Here is a 21,400-nt window from a genome sequence, read left to right as displayed (position 1 = left end):
CCCTGTGGGAGCTGGCTTGCCAGCGATGGACGTCCGGACACAGCGTTCATTCAGACTGCACGCGTAATCGTTAACGTCCATCGCTAGCAGGCTAGCTCCCACAGGGGTTTCGGGTACATCCGCGAGAACAGGCCGGCTGTCAGGCCGCCTTCGCGGGCAAGTCGGATCGCCGCACCGCCGCCCCCACAGGAGTCGAGTGAACACCTGCGGGAGCAAACCCAAACTCACGCCAGGCTTTTGCTGACCACTTCAAACACATCGCTGGACAGTTGACCCGAAGCGCGAATCCGCTCCAGCTCGCCTTTCATCAATGCCTGACGGGCGTCGTCATATTTGCGCCAGCGGGTCAGCGGCGCCAGTTGGCGCGAAGCGATCTGCGGGTTGAAGCCGTTCAGTTCGATCACCAGATCCGCGAGGAAGCGATAACCCGACCCATCTGCCGCATGGAAGTTGATCAGGTTCTGCCCGGCAAACGCACCGACCAGCGCCCGCACCTTGTTCGGGTTCTTGATGTTGAACGCAGGATGCTGCATCAACTGACGCACACGCTCCAGCCCACCCGGCAACGTGCTGCCCGCCTGAACACTGAACCACTGGTCCATGACCAGCGGGTTGTCCTTGAAGTGCTCGGCAAAACTCGCCAGCGCCCGCGCCTTGTCTTCTTCGAACGACGAGTTGACCAGCACGGCCAACGCTGTGAGGCGCTCGGTCATGTTGTCGCTGGTTTCGAACTGCTCAAGCGTCGCCGCCAGGACTTCAGGCTTACCGCTCAACATCAGGTAAGACAGCGCAATGTTCTGCAATGCGCGACGGGCAAAGTGCTCGGCCTCGGCCACGTACGGGGTTTGTTTCGACAGATCGCGGTTGGCCTGGTAACGCAGCCACAACGCTTCGAACAAGCCGTCCACCAATTGCTTGCGGGTAAACTCGCGGGCGATGTGGATGGCATCGACGTCCGCCACTTCGCTGATCTCGGTCAGATACGCTTCACCCGGCAACGACAGCATTTCAGCCACCATCGCCTGATCCAGTGTTTCGTCCGACAGTACAGTGCGCAACGCGGAAACCAGACGCTGATCCAGTACCAGCGTCTCGCCCTTCTGTTGCTGAGCGATCAGTTCCTGCAGCACTTGAACCGACAGTTGCTGACCCGCGTCCCAGCGATTGAAGCCGTCGCTGTCGTGCTGCATCAGGAACATGAGTTGATCGCGGTTGTACGGGAAGCTCAGTTTCACCGGCGCCGAGAAACCGCGCAGCAGCGAAGGCAACGGCTGTTCAGCGATGTCGACAAACGTGAAGGTCTGCTCCGCTTCAGTCACCGAAATGACCCGCGAAGTACCCTGAGCGCTGGCTTCACCGGAAAGACGCAACGCAATGGCCGCGCCTTTGGAGTCCAGCAGGCCCAACTCGACAGGAATCACGAACGGCAGTTTTTCAACCTTGTCCGGGGTGGCCGGGCAGCTCTGGCGGAAGGTCAGGCTATAGGTTTTTGCGGCGGCGTCGTAGGACTCGCTCACTGCCAAGCGCGGCGTGCCCGCCTGGCTGTACCAGCGTTTGAACTGGGTGAGGTCGACACCGTTGGCATCTTCCATGGCCTTGATGAAGTCGTCGCAGGTCACGGCCTGGCCGTCATGGCGGTCGAAGTACAGGTCACTGCCTTTACGGAACCCTTCGGCACCGAGCAAGGTGTGGATCATGCCGACCACTTCCGAGCCCTTTTCGTACACGGTCAGGGTGTAGAAGTTGGAAATCTCGATGAAGCTGTCCGGGCGCACGGCGTGGGCCATGGGACCTGCGTCTTCGGCGAACTGGTGAGTGCGCAGGTAAGCCACGTCCTGAATGCGCTTCACGGTTGCCGAATTCATGTCGGCGGAGAAACCGGAATCGCGGAACACGGTGAAGCCTTCCTTCAGCGACAACTGGAACCAGTCGCGGCAGGTCACGCGGTTACCCGACCAGTTGTGGAAGTATTCGTGGGCAACGATCGCTTCCACGCGCTGATGCGCGGCGTCGGTCGCGGTTTCGGCGCGGGCCAGCACGGCGCTGGAGTTGAAGATGTTGAGGCCCTTGTTCTCCATGGCGCCCATGTTGAAGTCGTTGACCGCGACAATCATGAAGATGTCCAGGTCGTACTCGCGACCGTAGACCTCTTCGTCCCAGCGCATGGACTTCTTCAGGCTGTTCATGGCGTGCTGGCACTTGTCGATGTTTTCCGGTTCGACATAAATGCGCAGCGCCACGGAGCGCTCGGTCATGGTGGTGAAGGTGTCTTCGACGCACCACAAATCACCGGCCACCAGCGCGAACAGGTAGGCAGGTTTCTTGAACGGATCTTCCCAGGTCGCCCAATGGCGGCCGTCTTCGCCCGGACCACTGGCAATCGGGTTGCCGTTGGACAGCAGCACCGGGTAGCTGTGCTGCTCGGCAACCACCGTTGTGGTGAACGTGCTCATCACGTCCGGACGATCGAGGTAATAGGTGATCTTGCGGAAGCCTTCGGCCTCGCACTGGGTACAGAACATCGTGCCGGACTTGTACAGGCCTTCCAGCGCGGTGTTGGTTTCCGGGTGGATCTTGACGCTGGTGTCGACGGTGAACGTGGTGCTGGTCGGCTGCAGGGTCAGGTGATTTTCGGTCAGTTGGTAATCGGCATCGCTCAACTCGCGGTCGGCCAACGTCACCGACAGCAGTTCGAGTTGCTGGCCGTCCAGCACCAGCGGCGGCAGGCCCGGACCACGTTCAGGGTTGCGGCGCATCACCAGTTGCGCATGGACCAGGCTGTGGTCCTCGAACAACTCGAAGGTCAGGTGCGTCTCGTCGATCAGGTACTCAGGCGCCTGATAGTCTTTCAAATAGATCATCTTCGGTTGTTCGGTGCGCATGCTGGAGTCCTTACTGATGCACGGCGAGCTGATAAGCCGTGTATTTACGAATATTGATCACGCCGGTGTCGAAGATCAGGTACTGGCCCTTGATTCCCAGCAGAGTGCCTTCGGCAATCGGGTTCTTGTCCAGGTTGAAGCTGACGATTTTGGCCGGGTACTGCTCGACCGGATAGCGGATTTCGAGCGGTTCCACATCGGCAATAGTCTGGATTGCCTGTAGGCCGAATCGTTCCTGCAAACCCTGCAAACCTTCGGCGCAGCTATCGAACAGCTGATCGCGAACCTCGGCCAGATCCACCGAAACCGCTTCGCCCTTGAGTAAAGCACGCCAGTTGGTCTTGTCCGCCACCTGACTGCGAAACAGGTCTTCGACGAAGCCCGACTGCTGGCGGGTCGAAACACGCATGATCGGCAACGCCTGACGGGCGCCCTGGTCGATCCAGCGGGTCGGCAGCTGAGTCGCGCGGGTAATCCCGACTTTGACCCCGGACGAGTTCGACAGATACACAATGTGATCGGTCATGCAGAACTTCTCGCCCCACTCCGGCTCACGGCAGGTACCCGCGTCGTAGTGGCAACGCTCCGGGCTCATGATGCAGATATCGCACTGCGCCAGTTTGGTCATGCACGGGTAGCAGTAACCCTGGCTGAAGCTGGTTTTGGTCTTGCGCCCGCAATGGGAGCAGTGGATCGCCCCGAGGTACTCAAGACGCACCGTCGTGCCGATCAACGGATTGACCGGTACCTCGACGTCGCCCAGACGAAACGCATACTGCACGTCGGACCCGTCCAGGCGCGCCGACATTTTACTGACTGCACCGCGGCCAATCTCGATCAATGGATGGCATCCGACTTGAACAGGATATTCGGCACTTCAATCGACTTCGAGCTGCATTCCTGCACCCCCATGTAACCGGTGCGCTGGTCTTCGGGCAGGTTCTGGATTTCCCAGGCGATCATCGCTTGCAGCGACAGTTCGCGTTGCTCGGCGGTGAGTTTGCCGCCATCGGACCATTTGCCGATTTCCACCGCCAGTTTCAGGCTCTGGTAGATGTCCGGGGTGATGTTCTTGATCATTTCGTTGAAAGAGGACATTGGGTCTCCGCGCTCTTTGATTCACGTAACTGTTTTAGACGGCCAGTTTACGGCGGTTGTACAAACCACCCAACAAACCGGTGAAGCATCCGATGAGTAACCCGCCGACGTGGGCGGCGTTGGCGATTTCACCGAAGCCGATCATCGAGACCAGCCCGGACAGGCACAGCAGCAGCCACACCAGCATCATCACCAGCACACCGCGCGGCAGGCGATAAGCCCGATTTGGCGACAGCAACTGGAAGATCCAGCAATGCCCGAGCAGGCCGTACAGCACGCCGGACAACCCGCCAAACAAGGTCGGGCCGCTGAAATAAAACTGGGCGTAGTTCGACACCAGGGCGAACAGCAAGGTCAGGCCGATCAGGTTGATTGCGCCCTGACGCGACTCGATGCGTCGGCCCAACTCCCAGTACCACATGCCGTTCATCGCCAGGTGCAGGAAACCGAAGTGAATCAGCATCGGCGTCACCAGGCGCCACCACTGCCCCGCCGCCAGGCTGTCGGCCAGTGGCACAAAATGGATGTACTCGCCAACCACCCGAAAATCGAGAAAGGTCAACCAGCGCATGGTGTCGAGGTTTTCGCCCAACAGCGTCACCGCGCCGACGATCAGGCTCAGCAACAGCACCAGCGCCGTCGCTTTGGCGTGGCGCAATTGCTCGACGAAACCGGGACGCTTCGTTGTTTTCGCCACCGGAATATCCAGCTGCTGATCGGGATCACCCGCTGGAAAACGCTCGTACAGCGCACGCACGTCTTCACTGATATTGGCGGGCACCCACAGCACCTGCTCGCCCTGCTCTTCACTGACCCGATGCGGCACCTGCATGCGTTGCAGCAGCTTGACGAACCCGCTCAGGTCCACCGCCAACGGCAGGCGTAAAACGGCCACGGCACTCATCGCAGGGCCTCCGGCCGTTCGACATCGACCCAGACGAACTTGTGCGGATCGAGCCGGGTTTCCTGGTCCAGGCGATAGGCAACCAGCTTGCCGTAAAGCACCGCGCTGTAATCCAGGCAGGCCAGGTTCGGGCGGATCGGCGCCGGTTTGCCGCTGCGCCAGTAGTGGCCGACGAACAGCAAGGGCTCGTCAACACCATAGCGCAGCAAGGTGTTTTTCTCGGTGGACGACAGCGGCGTCCGGGCGACGGGTTCAGGCAAGGCGTCAGGCTGGAACACAATGTCTCCGTAGGTTTGCGGATCGTCCTCCCAGAATTTGGTACGGAAGAACGAGCGCGTCAGGCCATCGCCACTGGTCATGGTCAAGCCGTCAGGCAAGCGCATGTCGGTGCCGCGCAACAAGCGATCGAACACGGTGCAGGCAAAACTGCCCGGCACCGCAGAGGCCTGGAGGAAATGTTCATCGACGCAACCGTCGGAAAACAGCGTGCGCAGCGGCTCGATGAGGCCCGAATCCCAACACGCGTGGACCACTCGGAAACGCCCGGCATCCACAAACAGCGGCAATTCGTAGAACCATTGCTGGAAGTCATGCCAGTCGGCGGGATGATCTTCAAATTGGGTCAGGGTTTCACCCAGCAGGCGCGCGTGCCGCGGCGTGTGTTCACGGACGAATTGCTTGCCGCTGCCCGGCGGCGCCGGTGTGCTCCAACCAAGCGCGTTGAATTCATGGTTGCCCATGATGCACAACGCCTGGCCGGCCTCGACCATGTCGTGGACGATGTGCAGCGCCTCGCGAATCCGCGGGCCGCGGTCGATGATGTCACCGACGAACACCGCCATACGCGACGAATGCCGCCAGACGCCACCCTGTTTGTGATAGCCGAGCCGGTCGAGCAAGTGCTCAAGGGTCAGAGCGCAACCGTGCACGTCACCGATCAGGTCATAACTTCGCGCGGGATCGAGCATCAGTCGCCTCCACCCCCCAACTTGCTGCCCCAGCCGAGTTTGGTCCGGCAGACTTCGTAGTAGTTGTGGTCCAGCGGATGAATCAGCCGCAGCTTCTGCGCTTTTTTGCTGATAGTGATGGTGTCACCCGGCGCGCAGGTGAAATGGTTCTGCCCGTCACAGGAGACTTGCGGGTAGATCTGCATATCCTTGGACACGACGATTTTCAGCTCACTGTTGCCATCGACCACAATCGGTCTACCTGACAAGGTATGGGGGTACATCGGCACAATCACAATAGCGTCGAGCTTGGGATGCATGATCGGGCCACCTGCCGACAGCGCATACGCGGTTGAACCGGTCGGCGTGGCGACGATCAGGCCGTCGGCCTTCTGGCTGCAGACGAACTGGCCGTCGATATACAGCTCGAATTCGATCATGCGTGTCGATTTGCCGGGATGCAGCACCACGTCATTCAGCGCATCGCCCTGGCCGATGGCCTCGGCGTGGCGGCGGACTTCGGCTTGCAGCAGGAAGCGGTTTTCCACCAGATAGTGGCCGTCGAGCACTTCGGCGACTTTGACTTCAAGTTCATCAGGGCGAATATCGGTCAGGAAACCGAGGCTGCCACGGTTGATGCCGAGCACCGGAATATTATGTCGGGCCAGTGCGCGCGCGGCGCCGAGCAGGCTGCCGTCACCGCCGACCACAATCACCATGTCGCAGACTTCGCCAAGCATCTTGCGCGACGAGGTTTGCAGGCCATGGCCCGGCAGGACCTCGGCGATGGTGTCTTCAAGGATCACATGCAGGTGACGATCGAGCAGAAACCGTTTCAGTCGGCGGACGGTATCCAGCACCTGCGAACTGCCCAGGCGACCGATGATGCCGATATTACGAAATTGCTCCATGGTGCCCCTACGGTCTGCGACGGCCAAAAGCACGATTATGGGCGAAAGCGCGGGATAGACAAAATCCTTTCAGCCACAAGGGTGTACTCATGTTTAGGGCTATGCTCGCAAGATGATCCTATTTCCCGATTTGCTGCTGTTACCCCACCAGTTGCGCCACCCCGAAGTGCGCGACCTGGCCTGGGTCATCCTCGCGCCACCGATGCTCGAGGCCACGCCGTGGCCGCAACGCCATCCACTGGCCGGCAGTGACTGGGTGCAGGCGCCGGAACGGCTGGAGCTGTGGCTGCGGCAACTGGATCGTGACAGTTATGACCTGCTGCACTGGCTGGCCCAGGCCCGGACCCGGCGCCTGGGTTTGTATTACGAACGGTTGTGGCAATACGCCGTGCGCCATGCACCGGGCATCGACCTGATTGCCGCGAACATGCCCATCCGCCGCGAAGGCCACACGCTGGGCGAACTGGACATGCTGCTGCGCGATCGCGACGGCGTGCATCACCTGGAACTGGCGATCAAGCTTTACCTCGGCCCGCAAGACGGCAATGGGCGTGACACCGCGCAATGGCTGGGGCCGGGCTGCCACGATCGACTGGACCGCAAACTGGCGCATTTGAGTCAGCATCAGTTACCGATTTCCGCCCGGCCGGAGAGCCGTGAAGTGCTGGCGGCGCTGGACATTCAACAGTTCAGTGCGCATTTGTGGCTGGGTGGGTATCTGCTGTATCCGTGGCCGGGGCAGTCCCAACCACCGGACGGCGCACATCCGCAACATTTGCGCGGAAGCTGGCTGCATCAAAAGGACTGGAAGGATTTTGTCGCACAGCGCCCGTCCGGGCGCTGGCAACCCCTGCCCCGCCATGCCTGGCTGGCGCCGGCGCATTATCCGGTGGAGCAGACCTGGAACACGGAACAGCTGGAGGCGTGGCTCGTCGATCTGGAGCCGCTGGCGCCGGCGCAATTGCTGGTGCGGTTGATCGAAAATGCCGATGGGGATTGGGAAGAGGCAGAGCGGTTGTTTCTGGTGGCGGATCTTTGGCCGAATGTGCCGGGCAGTGGTTGAGATTTGTAGCGGCTGTACCGACTCCATCGCGAGCAGGCTCGCTCTCACAGGGCCTTCATCATAAGGATGATCCAGTGTGGGAGCGAGCCTGCTCGCGATGGGGCCAACCCGGTCTAAACGGACAACCGCACAGCCAGCGCCGCCAACGTCACCAACAACACCGGCACCGTCAACACAATCCCGACCTTGAAGTAATACCCCCACCCGATCCGGATATTCTTGCGCTCCAGCACATGTAACCACAGCAACGTCGCCAGACTGCCAATCGGCGTAATCTTCGGCCCCAGGTCGCTGCCGATGACGTTGGCGTAGATCATTGCCTCCTTCACCACCCCGGTCGCCTGGCTGGCATCAATCGACAGCAAACCAATCAACACCGTCGGCAGATTGTTCATCATCGACGACAGCAGCGCCGTCAGCACACCCGTGCCCATGGCCGCGCCCCAGACGCCATAACCGGCGAAACCGTCCAGCCAACCCGCCAGATACCCGGTGAGCCCGGCGTTGCGCAGCCCGTAGACCACCAGATACATGCCCAGCGAGAAAATCACGATCTGCCATGGCGCTTCTTTCAGCACCTTGCGCGTAGAAATCTTGTGGCCTCGGGCAGCAATGGCCAGCAGCAACGCCGCGCACACCGCCGAAATGGCACTGATGGGAATGCCCAGCGGTTCCAGCGCAAAACAGCCAAGCAACAGGATCAGTAACACCGCCCAACCCGCGAAAAAAGTCGCCCTGTCGTGGATGGCGCTGGCCGGATGCGCCAGTTGCTCGGGATCGTAATCCTTGGGAATGTCGCGTCGAAAGAACCACATCAGCACCGCCAGCGTCGCCGCGACGCTGACCAGGTTGACCGGGATCATCACCGCCGCGTAGCGATTGAAACTGATGTGGAAGAAGTCGGCGGAAACGATGTTCACCAGGTTCGACACCACCAGTGGCAAGCTTGCGGTGTCGGCGATGAACCCGGCGCCCATCACGAACGCCAGGGTCGCCGCCGGGGAAAAACGCAACGCCAGCAGCATGGAAATCACAATGGGCGTGAGGATCAGCGCCGCGCCGTCGTTGGCAAACAGCGCCGAGACCAGCGCGCCAAGCAGCACCATGTAGGCAAACAGCTTGCGCCCACTGCCCCGCCCCCAACGGGCGACGTGCAGCGCCGCCCAGGCGAAGAACCCCGCCTCGTCCAGCAACAGGCTGATGATGATCAGCGCGACAAAGGTGCCGGTGGCGTTCCAGATGATCTGCCAAACCAGCGGGATATCGCTCAGATGCACCACCCCGAAAATCAGCGCCAGCACCGCACCGAGTACCGCACTCCAGCCGACGCCCAGGCCTTTGGGTTGCCAGATCACCAAGGTAATGGTCAGCAGGAAAATCAGCGACGCTACAAGCATCCGAAGCAGCCTTCAAAAAGTGGAAAGAAAAATCAGCAGCAGCGAACCGGCCGGTCAGCCATCGCCTGCAAACGTGCAACATCGGCGGCGAGCCATTCAACGTTGGCGGACAGCGCCCCCTGCAACAGCGTGATGACCCACGGCAATAGTTGCGGATGCAGGCGATAAAATACCCATTGCCCCTGACGACGATCCGCCAGGAGCCCGTTGCTGCGCAATTGCGCCAGATGACGCGAGATCTTCGGTTGGCTGAGGTCCAGCCCGGCAGTCAACTCACACACGCACAACTCGCCTTCGCGGGCAATCAGCATGGCGATACGACTGCGCGTGTCATCGGCCAGGGCCTTGAAAATATCGACGGGACCACGGGAATCGGACATGAGGGGGAACACGCCTCCAGACAAACGAGGCGTGAATATATGGAATTTCGAATATTCAGTAAAGCAAAGACTTGAAACACCTGCCCTGTAGCAGCTGCCGAGCCTGCCGCTACAGGAGGTCGCTGAACTTACAGCCGAATCACATGCCCTTCCACCGGCGCGACCTGTCCATGAAACAGCCGGGAAATGATGTTCTGCGCCGCTTCATAGCCTTCACGCTCAACCACGTGCAGCAACGGATTTTCCACCGCGGTCACGTGCCGATAAAAACGCTGCAAGCCCTCACCTATATGCCGACTGACGCCTTCGGGGCCCCAGTCGGCATTGCGCTTGCGGATCTGGATCGGTGCGAAAAAGAACACCGGCTGCGGCCCCTCGATGGCCGTCAACCGTGCCTCTTCGGTGCTCTGCGCAGACCCGGCGAAACAGCTGTAAACCAACTGCCCGGCAAAATGCTGGTGCACCCGGTCACGTAAATCCAGGTCGCCGGAAAAATCCACATAGAGCGTTGGACGGTCATTGGCCAGGCTCGCCAGCTCTGAGTAGGACACCGTTCGCTCATAACACCCGAGTTTCTCGACAAACGCCTTGTTGCCGGCGGATGTCAGCGCCACCCGTTCCAGATCGGGCTGATTGTCCAGACACACCGCCGTGCCATACGCGGTTTTGCTTGAAGCGCTGGAGAACACCAGCCGGATCGCGCCGAAGAACTGATTGTCCTGAAGGAAGTCCGCCAGCATCGACGAGGTCAGAAACAACGGTTTGAGCAAAATCTGCAGGTTTTCGGTTTCAGGGCTGTAGTACTGATCCCAACTGCAACGGGTGTATTGGTTGTAGGCCGACGTCAGCGCCTGCCGATGTTGCGCAGCATCATAGAAACCACGGTCGGTAACACGCTCCGGACGCATCCAAAGATGGCTGGCAATCGGAAAATAGCCGTAGAAACGCTCTCCTGTGCTTACGCCCTCAACCGTTGAAGCAATCACATCGGCAAAACCCCAGGCCGGTATGTGGCCCCATTCAGCCAGTCCCGTAGGAAAGAACCCCCAGTAATTCATCGAATCACCATACGCGGCGTAGGTAATGTTGTTGGTGGTCAATGCACAGCGGTCGATCTTCAGGATCACCTCCCCATCAGCCGGAATCAGACTACGCGGCTCCCGTTCGATTCGACTCTGGTCGAGGGCGTTTTTGCGGGTGATCAGCCGTGTTACCGTGCTCGGACGTTGCATCTTTCAAACTCCTGCTGCGAGTGAATGGCGGGTAGCACCAGAGTAGTGGCAGCCGATGAAGAGCGGGTTCGGAAACTCAAGGGGCAGCGTCCCCACCCTCAATCCCCGCGCCAAGCCGTTGAAACGGCCGAGTCAGGCTCGGGCGATTTTCACCGTCGAGGCGATTTACGAGGCGTTTGTTCGGATTTGGCTGCGCGACGGCTGGTCGGGGTTGACCACTCGCGAAGTGGCGCTGGAAGCAGGCGTTGCCGTCGGCACGCTGTACGACTATTTCCCGAGCAAGGAAGCTTTGTTGTCGGGGTATATCCGACATTGGCTGGATACCTTGTTACAGCACCTTGATGAGCACGTCATTCGAGCGGACGACCTGGCCTGGCCAACCCGCATCAAACGTCTGGTACGCCTGACCTGCGACGCGAGCAATGCCGGGCAGCCACTGTTTAACCATGAAATGCTGGCTTTAGAACACCAGATCGCCGAATCCAAGCATCATCGGCGGGTGTACCAGGAGTTGTCGCAAAAATGGCGCGAGGCCTTTGCAGCCTGTAGCGACTTGCCCACACAACCGTCAGAAACGACCATCGACGCCTGGGTGATCATGGCCTGGGGCGGGCGTCGTTATTGCGTCACCGCACAAGCGGCGGCGGAGCAAACCGCCGCATGGCTGTCGGAAATGGAAATGATGATCTGTAGCCGATTGCTAACAAAACCGTAGGAGCGAGCGGTATTTGTCAGACCTTCTTGTGCTGCTCGACCCACTTCCCATAAGCATCAATGAATTTCTGCAAGAATGGCCTGACCGACTCCGACAGATTGCCGGCCTCGTCGAACGCCGATCCCGCCCCGCTCAGGTAGGCTTCCGGCTGCTGCATGCACGGCACATCGAGAAACACCATGGACTGGCGCAAATGATGGTTGGCGCCGAACCCGCCGATCGCCCCCGGTGAAACGCTGATCACCGCACCTGGCTTGCCACCCCATGCACTCTTGCCATACGGACGCGAACCGACGTCAATTGCGTTCTTCAACGGTGCAGGGACCGAACGGTTGTACTCGGGGGTGACAAACAGCAACGCGTCGGATGAACTCACTTGTTGCCGGAAAGTGCTGTAGGCTGCCGGCGGTGATTCGCCATCGATGTCTTCGTTGTAGAGCGGCAGGTCGCCAATTTCGACGATGTTGAGTTTGAGATGTGCAGGCGCCAGATCGGTCAGGGCCAACGCCACCTTGCGATTGATCGATTCCTTTCTCAAGCTGCCGACCAGAACGGCGATCGTGTAGACGTTGCTCATGGAAGATTCTCGACTGTCCGATGGAAAGAGCTTGTAGTTATAGATGACGATTCAAGCAGTGGGCGACTGAAAAACGCCGCCACTGACTATTTTTTTCCTGTAGGAAAACTTACCTCGCCCAACCACGGTCTACAGAACCGCAAATTGAGTGATTTATCTCCAGAGGTTCTAAGCAGATGGCAGCAGTACTCGTCGGTCAGTTCCATGCAAGAGACGCGGAAGGCCGTGTCTATTCCGTGCATGAGTTCCAGGAATCCACCCCGTCGGCAGACGGTCTCACCGCTGTCACCACTTACAAGCTGGCCATTGGCGATCGTGTGAAGAAGCTCGATGACAACCAGTTTTTGCTGGTGCAATCGGACGTCACCATCGTGCGCGAACCCGACACCTATGTCGGCAACCTGCCGGAAACCAACGTCGCTTCATAACCTCGCGTTATGAGCAGAAGTCATATGCGCGGACTTGGGTTAGGATTCAGCCACTGACTCCCCCACCTGCTGAACATGGACTTCACGCATGCGTTTACGTCATATCGAAGTGATCCAGGCGCTCTTGCAGACCGGTCACCTGGGCACCGCCGCCGAATGGCTGCAGTTGCCAGTGGCCGAGGTCGAAAGCATTCTGCGCGACGCCGAGAGTCAGTTGGGTTTCATGCTGTTTTCCAGCGTGCGTGGACGCTTGCAGGCCACGCGCGAGGCGCGGGAGCTACAGGTCGAAATCGCCCACGTCTACGATGCGCTTGAGCCGGTCCAGCGACTGGCCAGCAGCCTCAAGCAATATCAGGCCCCACCCCTTCGCATCATTTGCACGCCGCCCCTGGCGCAACAGTTGTTGCCACAGAGCATCGCGGCGTTGCGCCGGCGTCTTCCCGACGTGCCTTGCAGCCTCCTGAGCCAACCCACCCGCGATATCGTCAGAAGCCTGCTGCTGCGCGAAAGCGATCTGGGCCTGAGCCTGCACGATCCCGATCACGCCGATGTTCATTGCCAGGTGATTGCCCAGGGCAAACTCCAGCTGCTGGCACCCCATGGCTGGCTGCAACCGAAGCAGAAGTACATTTCGCTGCAAGACCTGGCGGGGCAGTCGATGGTTGGCCTGGAAGGTCATGATCCGCTGAGCCCGGCGCTCGACAACAAACTGCATGCCCTGCGCCCTGCCCCGGTGATCCACACCCGGGTTCAGACACACCAGATGATGCGCAGCATGGTCGAAGCCGGTGAAGGCCTGGCGATTGTCGACCCGTTCACCGCGCTCGGGGCCAAGTCGGCCGGTCTGGACGCCTGCCCGTTGGCGCCCGCCGTGCCAATCAGCGTCTACGCCCTGACCCTGAAAAACGGCGAGCCGTCACCTGCTGTTCAAGCACTGTTGGACATTGTTACGGAACAAGCCGTGGCGATGTTGGCGAGCTGATCGGGTTTTCCAGCGGATTGTCGAATAATCGATACCAAAACAATGCGATTTCGGCGGTGTTCGGGTCGATGCCGCGATAGCGCAGATGATCCACGCCCCCCATCACATAACCGCAGCGTTCATACAGCCGGCACGCGCCCAGATTGTTGTTCTGGGTTTCGAGCATGATGCCCGGCAGTTTTTTCTTGCGACTCCAGAACTGCGCCACATCCAGCAGCGCCTTGGCCACGCCATGGCGGCGGGCTGGCGCATGCACCGCCAACTCGTCGATATGGGCGAAACCGTTCCAGTTGGTGCTGACCACCAGGTGGCCCACCGGCTCATCATCGAGATAAGCCATGAAAATCGCGCTGTCGGCGGCGTCGCGGAAACTGCTGAATTCCTCGGGATCAATGCCATAGCACTTGCGGTAAGGGGTGATCGGCGTCACCGGCCACTGCTCGACCGGCTTGCCGATGTCGGCTGCGCCATAGGCCGTGACTTCAAAACTGAAATCACTGCCCCAGATGTAAGCCGCAAAGCCGTCGTCAGCAACACGAACAGACAGGCCTGGGTATTTTGGATTCATGACCGGTTGCATACTGGGAAAGGTCCTCACTCCTTGATGCAATCGACGGTGTAATGCCGCCCATTGCCCTCGTCTTCGTGTTGCAAGCCGTGCACATCAGCGACAAACCCCGGAAAACTGCTGTCGAACGTGCGGGCAAACGCCAGGTAATCGATGATCGAGCGGGTCGACTCGGTGAAACGTTCGCCGGGCATGATCAACGGGATCCCCGGTGGGTACGGCACCAGCATCACGGCGGCGATGCGGCCGTCCAGCGCGTCGATCGACACCGCCTCCACCTCGCCCCGCACCAGTTGATCATAGGCGTCGGCCGGCTTCATGGCGATTTCCGGCAGCACGGTGTACATGCGTTTGAGGTGTTTGGCCGTGGCGTTGCTGCGGTAGCAGGCGTGCAGTTGATCGCACAAATCGCGCAACCCCATGCCTTTGTAACGAGCGCCATCCTGTTGCGCCACACAGGGCAGACAGGTCGCGAGACTGACATTGGCGTCGTAGCTGCGCTTGAACTCCAGCAACTCGGTCAGCAACGTGCTCCATTTGCCTTTGGTGATGCCCATGGAGAACAGCACCAGAAACGAATAGAGCCCGGTCTTCTCGACCACCAGCCCGCGCTCCCAGAGGAATTTGCTGACCACCGCCGCCGGAATTCCGCGCTCGCTCAACGCACCGCCGGCGGTGAGACCCGGCATTACCAGCGTGACTTTGACCGGATCGAGCAGCACATAGTCATCGGTCACGCCGCCAAAGCCGTGCCAGTCGGCATCGGGCTGCAGCAGCCAGTCTTCGGTGACGACACGCTCGATGCCTTCAACCGACGGCGGCTGCCAGATGGAGAACCACCAGTCATCAGCGGCAATGTGCTGACGCAAATTGGCCAGTGCCCGACGGAAACTCAGGGCCTCGTCGAACATTTCCTGTAACAGCGAGCGACCCGCCGGGCCTTCCATCATCGCCGACGCCACATCCAGAGAGGCGATGATGCTGTACTGCGGCGACGTCGAGATGTGCATCATGAACGCTTCGTTGAAGCGGTCGCGATCCAGTTGCCGGGCGCCGCCATCCTGAACATGAATCATCGAGGCCTGGCTGAACGCTGCCAGCAGCTTGTGGGTGGAATGGGTGGTAAACACCAGCGGGCTGTCCACGCTGCGCGAAGTGCCCATGCCGTAACGCCCGGCGAAGAACTCGTGAAACGCCGCGTAGGCATACCAGGCTTCATCGAAATGCAGCACTTCGACGCTGTTGCCCAGGCTTTGCTTGATCAGTTCGGCGTTGTAACACAGGCCGTCATAGGTGGAATTGGTCACCACCGCCAGTTTGACTCTGGGCTCACGGCCCTTGGTCAGCGGGCTGGCATCGATCTTGGCCTGGATCGATTCGCGGCTGAATTCACTCAGCGGAATCGGGCCGATGATCCCCAGTTCGTTGCGCTCCGGACACAGGTACAACGGGATGGCGCCGGTCATGATGATCGAGTGCAGCACCGATTTGTGGCAATTGCGGTCCACCAACACCAGGTCATCGCGGGCGACCATGGAATGCCAGACGATTTTGTTGGCAGTCGAGGTGCCATTGATCACGAAAAAAGTGTGATCGGCGCCAAAGTTACGCGCCGCTCGCGCTTCCGCCTCGGCCAGCGGCCCGGTGTGATCGAGCAGCGAACCCAGTTCCGGCACCGACACCGACAAGTCCGAACGCAGGGTGTTTTCCCCGAAAAACTGATGAAACGCTTGCCCCACCGGACTCTTGTGATAGGCCACGCCGCCGCCATGGCCAGGCGTATGCCAGGAATAATTGGAGTCGGCGGTGTGTTGCACCAAAGCCTTGAAGAACGGCGGCAGCAGGCCATCCAGGTATTTACGCGCGGCTCGCGCAACCTGCCGCGCCAGAAACGGCACGGTGTCTTCGAACAGATAAAGAATGCCGCGCAGCTGATTGAGCTCGTCCATCGCATCGGCCGGGGCGTTTTCCAGCGTCACTTGCTCGCCCAGCGCGAAGATCGGCAAGTCCGGCGCGCGAACCCGCGCCAGGCTGATCAGTTCGGCCATGTTCTGCAGCAGATGGGAATTGGCGCTAGGGTCCTCGGCGGCGATCAGCATGCACGAGAGGCCATGATGGGTCGACGCGACCAGCCGCCCCTCGGCGTAATCCACCGCCGAGACAATGCTGAAGCCTTCCTGCTCCAGCTCCCGGGCGATGCCACGCACGCGATCACCGGCGACGGTGTCGGCCTTGATGTCGCGATGGACGATCAGGACCGGGAATTTCAAATCTTTGTACATGGGGCTCAGTGTCCTGAGGCGGCAGACCATGGTCTGCCAATATCCTCAGGGTAGAGGGTTGGAGCGGATGTGGCGAGCGCCGATGCCCCGAAATGGGTCAACCGGCGCACCCTCATGTCGCCATCCACTCAGGCCTGCGCCTCAGCCTCGACGAGTTGTTGCCACAGCGATGGAGCACCCGCGGATTTGGCGATGACTTCCAGACGGGCCACGTGTTGCGCCAAATCATCTTCACTGGCGCGGATGATCCGGGTTGGCTGGCGATCGGCCGGCAAGCGACGGATTTCCGTGGCGGAATTGTCCGCGCCTTCACCGGAACCGTTGCCGTCGGACGCATTACCGGCCAGCGACAGGCTGGTCTGGCCGCCAGTCATGGTCAGGTAAACGTCGGCGAGAATCTCGGAGTCGAGCAAGGCGCCGTGAAGTTCACGGCCGGAGTTGTCGACGCCATAGCGTTTGCACAAGGCGTCGAGGCTGTTGCGCTGCCCCGGGTGACGTTCCCGGGCCATCATCAGGGTGTCGAGGATCGAGCAGTGTTGCGTGATGTCGGCGCGATCGTGCTGGCCCATCAGGGCGAATTCGTTGTTGATGAAACCAACGTCGAACGCCGCGTTATGGATGATCAGCTGCGCGCCCTTGATGAATTCGAAAAACTCATCAGCCACTTCATTGAAGCGCGGCTTGCCTACCAGGAATTCGTTGGTGATGCCGTGGACACCAATGGCGCCTTCGTCACTCTCGCGGTCCGGCTGCAGGTAAACGTGAAAATGCCGGCCGGTCAGGCGCCGACCAATCAACTCGACACAACCGATTTCGATAATCCGGTGGCCGTCGGTCACCGGCATGCCGGTGGTTTCGGTATCGAGTACAACGGATCTGGTGGCCATCAGTGCTCAGCTCTCAACGGGTCAACGTACAAAAGCGGCGATGTTAACACGCTCGCCGAGGCTTTCAGATAGACCGTGTCGCCCCAATCGCCGACAAGCCGGCGAAGGGGACGACGCGGTCATTGAGGCGTTTACGCTAGGCCTGCTTGTAACCACGCACTTCATCCACGCCACGGTTGGCCAACTGGTCGGCCCGCTCGTTACCGTGATGCCCGATGTGCCCGCGCACCCACTTCCAGGTGACATTGTGGCGGTTGACCTGCTCGTCCAGCAGCTTCCACAAGTCAGCGTTTTTCACTGGCTCTTTTGCCGCCGTTTTCCAGCCACGCTTCTTCCAGTTGTCCATCCATTCGTTGATGCCTTTCATCACATACTGCGAGTCCGTCACCAGCAGCACGTCGCAGGAACGCTTCAGTTCTTCCAGCCCGCGGATCGCGCCCATCAGTTCCATGCGGTTGTTGGTGGTGTTGGCTTCGCCACCCCAGAGTTCTTTTTCAACGCCCTTGCACACCAGCAGTGCGCCCCAGCCGCCTGGGCCAGGATTGCCCTTGCAGGCGCCGTCGGTGAAGAGTTCTACGCTATCGCTCATGCCAATCTATCCAGAAAATGCGGTGGCCCGCCGATCGTTGATCGACGATGCCCGAGGCCGGGACGCGCCCGGCCGGGAATATAAAAAGTGTTACGGCTCGATGTTGCGGCGGTTGACCTTGGCCATCGGCAATGGAATCAACTTGCCCATAGGCTCGCGACGCTCTTGACGCACCGGTCGCAGGCCAACCACGATCTTGCGTGCGACCAGTAAATAGAAGCCGCCACCCGAGAGTTGCCAGTCACCGGCCTTGCGCTCCCACCCGGCCAAACGGGCTTGCCAGGCGGGGGACGCAAGCGGCGGACGATAGCACCCGAAGCGGCGTTTCTCCAGCGCGAAGCCCAGCAGGTTCAGCCAGTCGGCGACCCGCGAAGGTGAAATGCATCGAGCCTTGCGCAGGGCGTCATGGGCGAATACATGACGCAAGCCCCAACTGCTCCAGGGGTTGATTCCGACGATCAGCAAATGCCCGCCGGGCCGTACGCTGCTCGCCGCTTCGCGCAGCAAACCATGGGGCGACAGGCAGAAATCCAGACCGTGCTGCAACACCACCACGTCGGCGGCATGTTCGCTCAACGGCCAGGCCTGCTCTTCACAAACAATTTCGACACCCGGCAATGGCGCACCCAGCCGCACATTGCGCTGAACCTGCGGCGCCGACGGCGGTGTCTCGGCCGAAGGACCGTAATGCACCAGATAGCCACCGAAGAAACGCCCAAGCTCGTCTTCGAGCATGCGTCGTTCTTCGTCCAGCAGGAATTGCCCGATGGGGCCGGACAGCCATTCACGGGCCGCGCTGATCAGGGCCAGCCAGTCAGGATCAGCCTGAGCGAACGCTTTATCAGTCATTGCATTCTCCAACGCGCCAGGAAGTTCTAAGATGCGCCATTGTTTTCCGCTTGGCGAATCCGACGATGATACAGATCAGTGCCCTGCCTGCCTTCTCCGACAACTACATCTGGTTGTTGCAAGACCCTGCCACACGACGCTGTGCGGTGGTCGACCCCGGCGATGCCGCGCCGGTTCAGGCCTGGCTCGCGGCGAATCCGGGTTGGGCACTGAGTGATATTCTGATCACTCACCATCATCACGACCATGTCGGCGGTGTCGAGCAGTTGAAAAAAGCGACGGACGCGAAGGTCTACGGCCCGGCCAGTGAAACCATCCCCGCGCGAGACGTCGCGCTCAAGGACAACGACCGTATCAGCGTGCTCGGCTGCGACTTTGAAGTCATCGAAGTAGCCGGTCACACATTGGGACACATCGCCTTCTATCACCAGGGCCTGCTGTTTTGCGGCGATACCCTGTTCGCCGCCGGTTGCGGGCGGTTGTTCGAAGGCACCCCCGAGCAAATGCACACCTCCCTGACACGCCTCTCGTCGCTTCCCGAAGATACTCAGGTGTATTGCGCGCATGAATACACCCTGAGCAATCTGCGCTTCGCCGCAGCGGTCGAACCCGGTAATCCGCACACGGCCGAACGACTGGCAAAAGTTACCGAACAACGCGCAGCGGGCATCATCACGCTACCTTCATCGATTGCTCTGGAAAAGCTGACAAACCCGTTTTTGCGTACCGGCGAAACATCCGTTAAAGAAAAATTGGACGAACGGAATGGCACCGATAACCGGGCTCCGAGTGCGGTTTTTGCTGCTCTGCGGGCATGGAAAGATACGTTCTGACAGGGCTGCGGTCGGTGCGAAAAATCTGAATGGTTGACCGCAGGGGGTGCGCTTTCTAGAATCGCCCGACATTTTTGCCCGGAACTTACTTCCAGCCAATGTCGTCATCTATTCGTAAAGCCATCAATTCAGACGCATTGACCCGCTTGGCTCAAGCCATAGCGGTGGCTGTGTCCGCCACTCTGGCGGGCTGTTCCAGCCAGGTGCCGCAGACCGACGCGGCCCACACCCCTAATATCGCCGCTCGAGCCAAACAGAAGCCCATCTGGCTCAGCGAAAAACCGACCCCGCAAATTCCACAGGACGTCTGGGAGCGCATGCGCCAAGGCTTCCAGTTGCAGGAAGGCCTGGGCGTCAACCCGCGCATCGAGCAACAGCGCCTGTGGTTCGCCAGCAATCCATCGTTCCTCGAAAACGCCGGCGAACGCGGCAGCCTCTACATTCACTACATCGTCGAACGCCTTGAAGAACGCAACATGCCGCTGGAGCTGGCGCTGCTGCCAGTGATTGAAAGCGCCTACAACCCGATGGCCTATTCCCGGGCCGACGCGGTTGGCTTGTGGCAATTCATTCCCTCTACCGGACGTTACTTCAACCTGCGCCAGACCCGCTTCTACGATGGCCGACGCGACATTACCGCTTCGACCACCGCTGCGTTGGATTACCTGACACGCCTGCACGACATGTTCAACGGCGACTGGCTGCTGGCCCTCGCGGCTTACAACGCGGGTGAAGGCACGGTCAGCCGGGCCATCGAGCGTAACGAAAAGCTTGGCCTGCCCACCGATTACTGGAACCTGCCGCTGCCGTCGGAAACCCAGGCCTATGTGCCGAAGTTGCTGGCCCTGTCGCAAGTGGTCCTGGCGCCAGAAGCCTACGGCGTGAACCTCAATCCGATCGCCAACGAACCGTATTTCCAGGTCGTCGAAATCAACCAGCGCATGGACCTGTCCAAGGTGGCTGCGGTGGCTAACATCGACGAAGACGAACTGTTCCAGCTCAACCCGGCCTTCAAGCAGCGCACCACCACTCTAGACGGCCCTCAACATTTGCTGGTGCCGACGTCCAAGGCGCAACTGCTGACGGCCAGCCTCTCGACCATGCGTCCCGAAGAGCTGATCAGCAAGAAGCCGCTCAAACCGGTGTTCGAAGGCGCAGACGACACCCAACTCGCCGGCCTCAAACGTGCCTACCGCGTCAAACGTGGCGACAACCTCGGCACCATTGCCAAGGCCAACAAGGTCGACGTGAAAGACCTGCAACGCTGGAACAAGCTGACCGGCAAGGACCTCAAGGTCGGTCAGACGCTGGTGATGCAGGACAAGACCAAGCGCAGCTCCGGGCGCGTCAACACCGTAGTGGCAGCCAACACCAAGACGAAGGCCAAAAAATCGCAGTCCCAATACAAGGTCCAGCAAGGTGACTCGCTGTACATCGTGGCCAAGCGTTTCAACGTTGAAATGCAACACCTCAAGCGCTGGAATCCGCGTGTCGGCCAGGCGCTGAAGCCGGGTCAGATGCTGACGGTCGCTTCGCCGCACTAAAAAAAGCCCCTGACTTCAGGGGCTTTTTTTTGTCGAAATACCATAAACAGGTTCACACAAACCTTGTAGGAGCCAGCCTGCTGGCGATGGGCTCAAGTGCGCCGTGTTCAACCAGATTTCACGCGTTATCGTTAACGACCATCGCCAGCAAGCTGACTCCTACAGGGTTTGTGTGCGACGAGCGATCAAATAGGCTTCCAAGCCTCCACGAGGAATCTGCGCCGGCAATTAAGGGGTCGTTAAACCCCTGTCTTTTTCCTGTCCATACAAGCTGTTACTGTACGGCCCACAAAGCCCAAGCCGCCTGGATCGGATCTCTGACTTGAAGCGTC

21 protein-coding genes are annotated in these 21,400 nt (G+C 59.9%); 6 read left to right on the top strand and 15 right to left on the bottom strand.

Annotation, left to right across the window (positions count from 1 at the left end):
* Positions 1-224 precede the first annotated feature (224 nt).
* Genes pepN through Q7W83_RS13860 form a run of 6 tightly spaced genes read right to left on the bottom strand, consistent with a single transcriptional unit; the run spans position 225 to position 6,742 of the window.
* Positions 225-2,882 carry an aminopeptidase N gene (pepN, locus tag Q7W83_RS13885; RefSeq protein WP_473656202.1) on the bottom strand — a complete coding sequence of 886 codons (2,658 nt, stop codon included), beginning with the start codon at positions 2,880-2,882 and terminating at the stop codon, positions 225-227.
* A 10-nt stretch (positions 2,883-2,892) separates the two neighbouring features.
* Positions 2,893-3,723 (bottom strand): DUF2797 domain-containing protein, encoded by an 831-nt coding sequence (locus Q7W83_RS13880; RefSeq protein WP_150630580.1) that lies wholly within the window; start codon positions 3,721-3,723, stop codon positions 2,893-2,895.
* Positions 3,720-3,980 carry a YeaC family protein gene (locus Q7W83_RS13875; RefSeq protein WP_150630579.1) on the bottom strand — a complete coding sequence of 87 codons (261 nt, stop codon included), beginning with the start codon at positions 3,978-3,980 and terminating at the stop codon, positions 3,720-3,722. The genes Q7W83_RS13880 and Q7W83_RS13875 overlap by 4 nt, the downstream gene beginning before the upstream one ends.
* 34 nt (positions 3,981-4,014) lie before the next feature.
* Positions 4,015-4,884 carry a rhomboid family intramembrane serine protease gene (locus tag Q7W83_RS13870; RefSeq protein WP_150630578.1) on the bottom strand — a complete coding sequence of 290 codons (870 nt, stop codon included), beginning with the start codon at positions 4,882-4,884 and terminating at the stop codon, positions 4,015-4,017.
* Positions 4,881-5,855 (bottom strand): metallophosphoesterase, encoded by a 975-nt coding sequence (locus Q7W83_RS13865; protein ID WP_473657624.1) that lies wholly within the window; start codon positions 5,853-5,855, stop codon positions 4,881-4,883. The genes Q7W83_RS13870 and Q7W83_RS13865 overlap by 4 nt, the downstream gene beginning before the upstream one ends.
* Positions 5,852-6,742, bottom strand: coding sequence for an NAD(+) kinase (locus tag Q7W83_RS13860; protein WP_007906781.1), 891 nt, complete (start codon positions 6,740-6,742; stop codon positions 5,852-5,854). The genes Q7W83_RS13865 and Q7W83_RS13860 overlap by 4 nt, the downstream gene beginning before the upstream one ends.
* A gap of 112 nt (positions 6,743-6,854) precedes the next feature.
* On the opposite strand from Q7W83_RS13860, the gene Q7W83_RS13855 reads away from it, so the two are divergent.
* Positions 6,855-7,805 carry a DUF1853 family protein gene (locus tag Q7W83_RS13855; protein ID WP_150653303.1) on the top strand — a complete coding sequence of 317 codons (951 nt, stop codon included), beginning with the start codon at positions 6,855-6,857 and terminating at the stop codon, positions 7,803-7,805.
* 113 nt (positions 7,806-7,918) lie between these two features.
* On the opposite strand, the gene Q7W83_RS13850 is transcribed toward Q7W83_RS13855, so the two are convergent.
* The 3 genes from Q7W83_RS13850 to Q7W83_RS13840 form a co-directional block, all read right to left on the bottom strand.
* Positions 7,919-9,202: an arsenic transporter gene (locus Q7W83_RS13850; RefSeq protein WP_150630575.1), complete on the bottom strand. Its 1,284-nt coding sequence runs from the start codon at positions 9,200-9,202 to the stop codon at positions 7,919-7,921.
* A 32-nt stretch (positions 9,203-9,234) separates the two neighbouring features.
* Positions 9,235-9,582 carry a metalloregulator ArsR/SmtB family transcription factor gene (locus Q7W83_RS13845; protein ID WP_473656201.1) on the bottom strand — a complete coding sequence of 116 codons (348 nt, stop codon included), beginning with the start codon at positions 9,580-9,582 and terminating at the stop codon, positions 9,235-9,237.
* Positions 9,583-9,710: 128 nt separating this feature from the next.
* Complete coding sequence (locus Q7W83_RS13840) at positions 9,711-10,814, bottom strand: DUF2855 family protein (RefSeq protein WP_473656200.1); 1,104 nt, start codon at positions 10,812-10,814, stop codon at positions 9,711-9,713.
* Between the two features lie 55 nt (positions 10,815-10,869).
* Here Q7W83_RS13840 and Q7W83_RS13835 point away from each other — a divergent pair, with 55 nt between their 5' ends.
* Positions 10,870-11,529 carry a TetR/AcrR family transcriptional regulator gene (locus Q7W83_RS13835; RefSeq protein WP_150630572.1) on the top strand — a complete coding sequence of 220 codons (660 nt, stop codon included), beginning with the start codon at positions 10,870-10,872 and terminating at the stop codon, positions 11,527-11,529.
* 16 nt (positions 11,530-11,545) lie between these two features.
* Here Q7W83_RS13835 and Q7W83_RS13830 read toward each other — a convergent pair whose 3' ends face one another.
* Positions 11,546-12,106, bottom strand: a complete 561-nt coding sequence (locus tag Q7W83_RS13830) for an NADPH-dependent FMN reductase (RefSeq protein ID WP_150653300.1) — start codon at positions 12,104-12,106, stop codon at positions 11,546-11,548.
* A 176-nt stretch (positions 12,107-12,282) separates the two neighbouring features.
* On the opposite strand from Q7W83_RS13830, the gene Q7W83_RS13825 reads away from it, so the two are divergent.
* On the top strand, positions 12,283-12,534 hold the full coding sequence (locus Q7W83_RS13825; RefSeq protein WP_150630570.1) for a hypothetical protein: 252 nt from the start codon (positions 12,283-12,285) through the stop codon (positions 12,532-12,534).
* A gap of 88 nt (positions 12,535-12,622) precedes the next feature.
* A complete protein-coding gene (locus Q7W83_RS13820; protein WP_150630569.1) occupies positions 12,623-13,516 on the top strand; it encodes a LysR family transcriptional regulator in 894 nt (297 codons plus the stop codon).
* On the opposite strand, the gene Q7W83_RS13815 is transcribed toward Q7W83_RS13820, so the two are convergent.
* The 5 genes from Q7W83_RS13815 to Q7W83_RS13795 all read right to left on the bottom strand — a co-directional run bounded on the left by Q7W83_RS13815 (position 13,482) and on the right by Q7W83_RS13795 (position 18,691).
* On the bottom strand, positions 13,482-14,096 hold the full coding sequence (locus tag Q7W83_RS13815) for a GNAT family N-acetyltransferase (RefSeq protein WP_150630568.1): 615 nt from the start codon (positions 14,094-14,096) through the stop codon (positions 13,482-13,484). The genes Q7W83_RS13820 and Q7W83_RS13815 overlap by 35 nt on opposite strands.
* A 14-nt stretch (positions 14,097-14,110) precedes the next feature.
* A complete protein-coding gene (locus Q7W83_RS13810; protein WP_150639191.1) occupies positions 14,111-16,366 on the bottom strand; it encodes an Orn/Lys/Arg family decarboxylase in 2,256 nt (751 codons plus the stop codon).
* 128 nt (positions 16,367-16,494) lie between these two features.
* The gene (dnaQ, locus tag Q7W83_RS13805) at positions 16,495-17,253 is read right to left on the bottom strand and encodes a DNA polymerase III subunit epsilon (RefSeq protein WP_150630566.1); all 759 of its coding nucleotides are present in this window, start codon (positions 17,251-17,253) and stop codon (positions 16,495-16,497) included.
* Positions 17,254-17,389: 136 nt separating this feature from the next.
* Complete coding sequence (gene rnhA / locus Q7W83_RS13800; RefSeq protein WP_008028618.1) at positions 17,390-17,842, bottom strand: ribonuclease HI; 453 nt, start codon at positions 17,840-17,842, stop codon at positions 17,390-17,392.
* A gap of 90 nt (positions 17,843-17,932) precedes the next feature.
* A complete protein-coding gene (locus tag Q7W83_RS13795) occupies positions 17,933-18,691 on the bottom strand; it encodes a methyltransferase domain-containing protein (RefSeq protein WP_150639192.1) in 759 nt (252 codons plus the stop codon).
* Between the two features lie 65 nt (positions 18,692-18,756).
* Here Q7W83_RS13795 and gloB point away from each other — a divergent pair, with 65 nt between their 5' ends.
* Together gloB and Q7W83_RS13785 are read left to right on the top strand one after the other, a co-directional pair.
* On the top strand, positions 18,757-19,524 hold the full coding sequence (gene gloB, locus Q7W83_RS13790) for a hydroxyacylglutathione hydrolase (RefSeq protein WP_473656199.1): 768 nt from the start codon (positions 18,757-18,759) through the stop codon (positions 19,522-19,524).
* A gap of 98 nt (positions 19,525-19,622) precedes the next feature.
* On the top strand, positions 19,623-21,068 hold the full coding sequence (locus Q7W83_RS13785) for a transglycosylase SLT domain-containing protein (RefSeq protein ID WP_150630563.1): 1,446 nt from the start codon (positions 19,623-19,625) through the stop codon (positions 21,066-21,068).
* Positions 21,069-21,400: the final 332 nt, after the last annotated feature.

The organism is Pseudomonas sp. 300, from assembly GCF_055803035.1.
The sequence above is the reverse complement of the archived record's forward strand: the minus strand, read 5'-3'. Positions and strand labels throughout refer to the sequence as shown.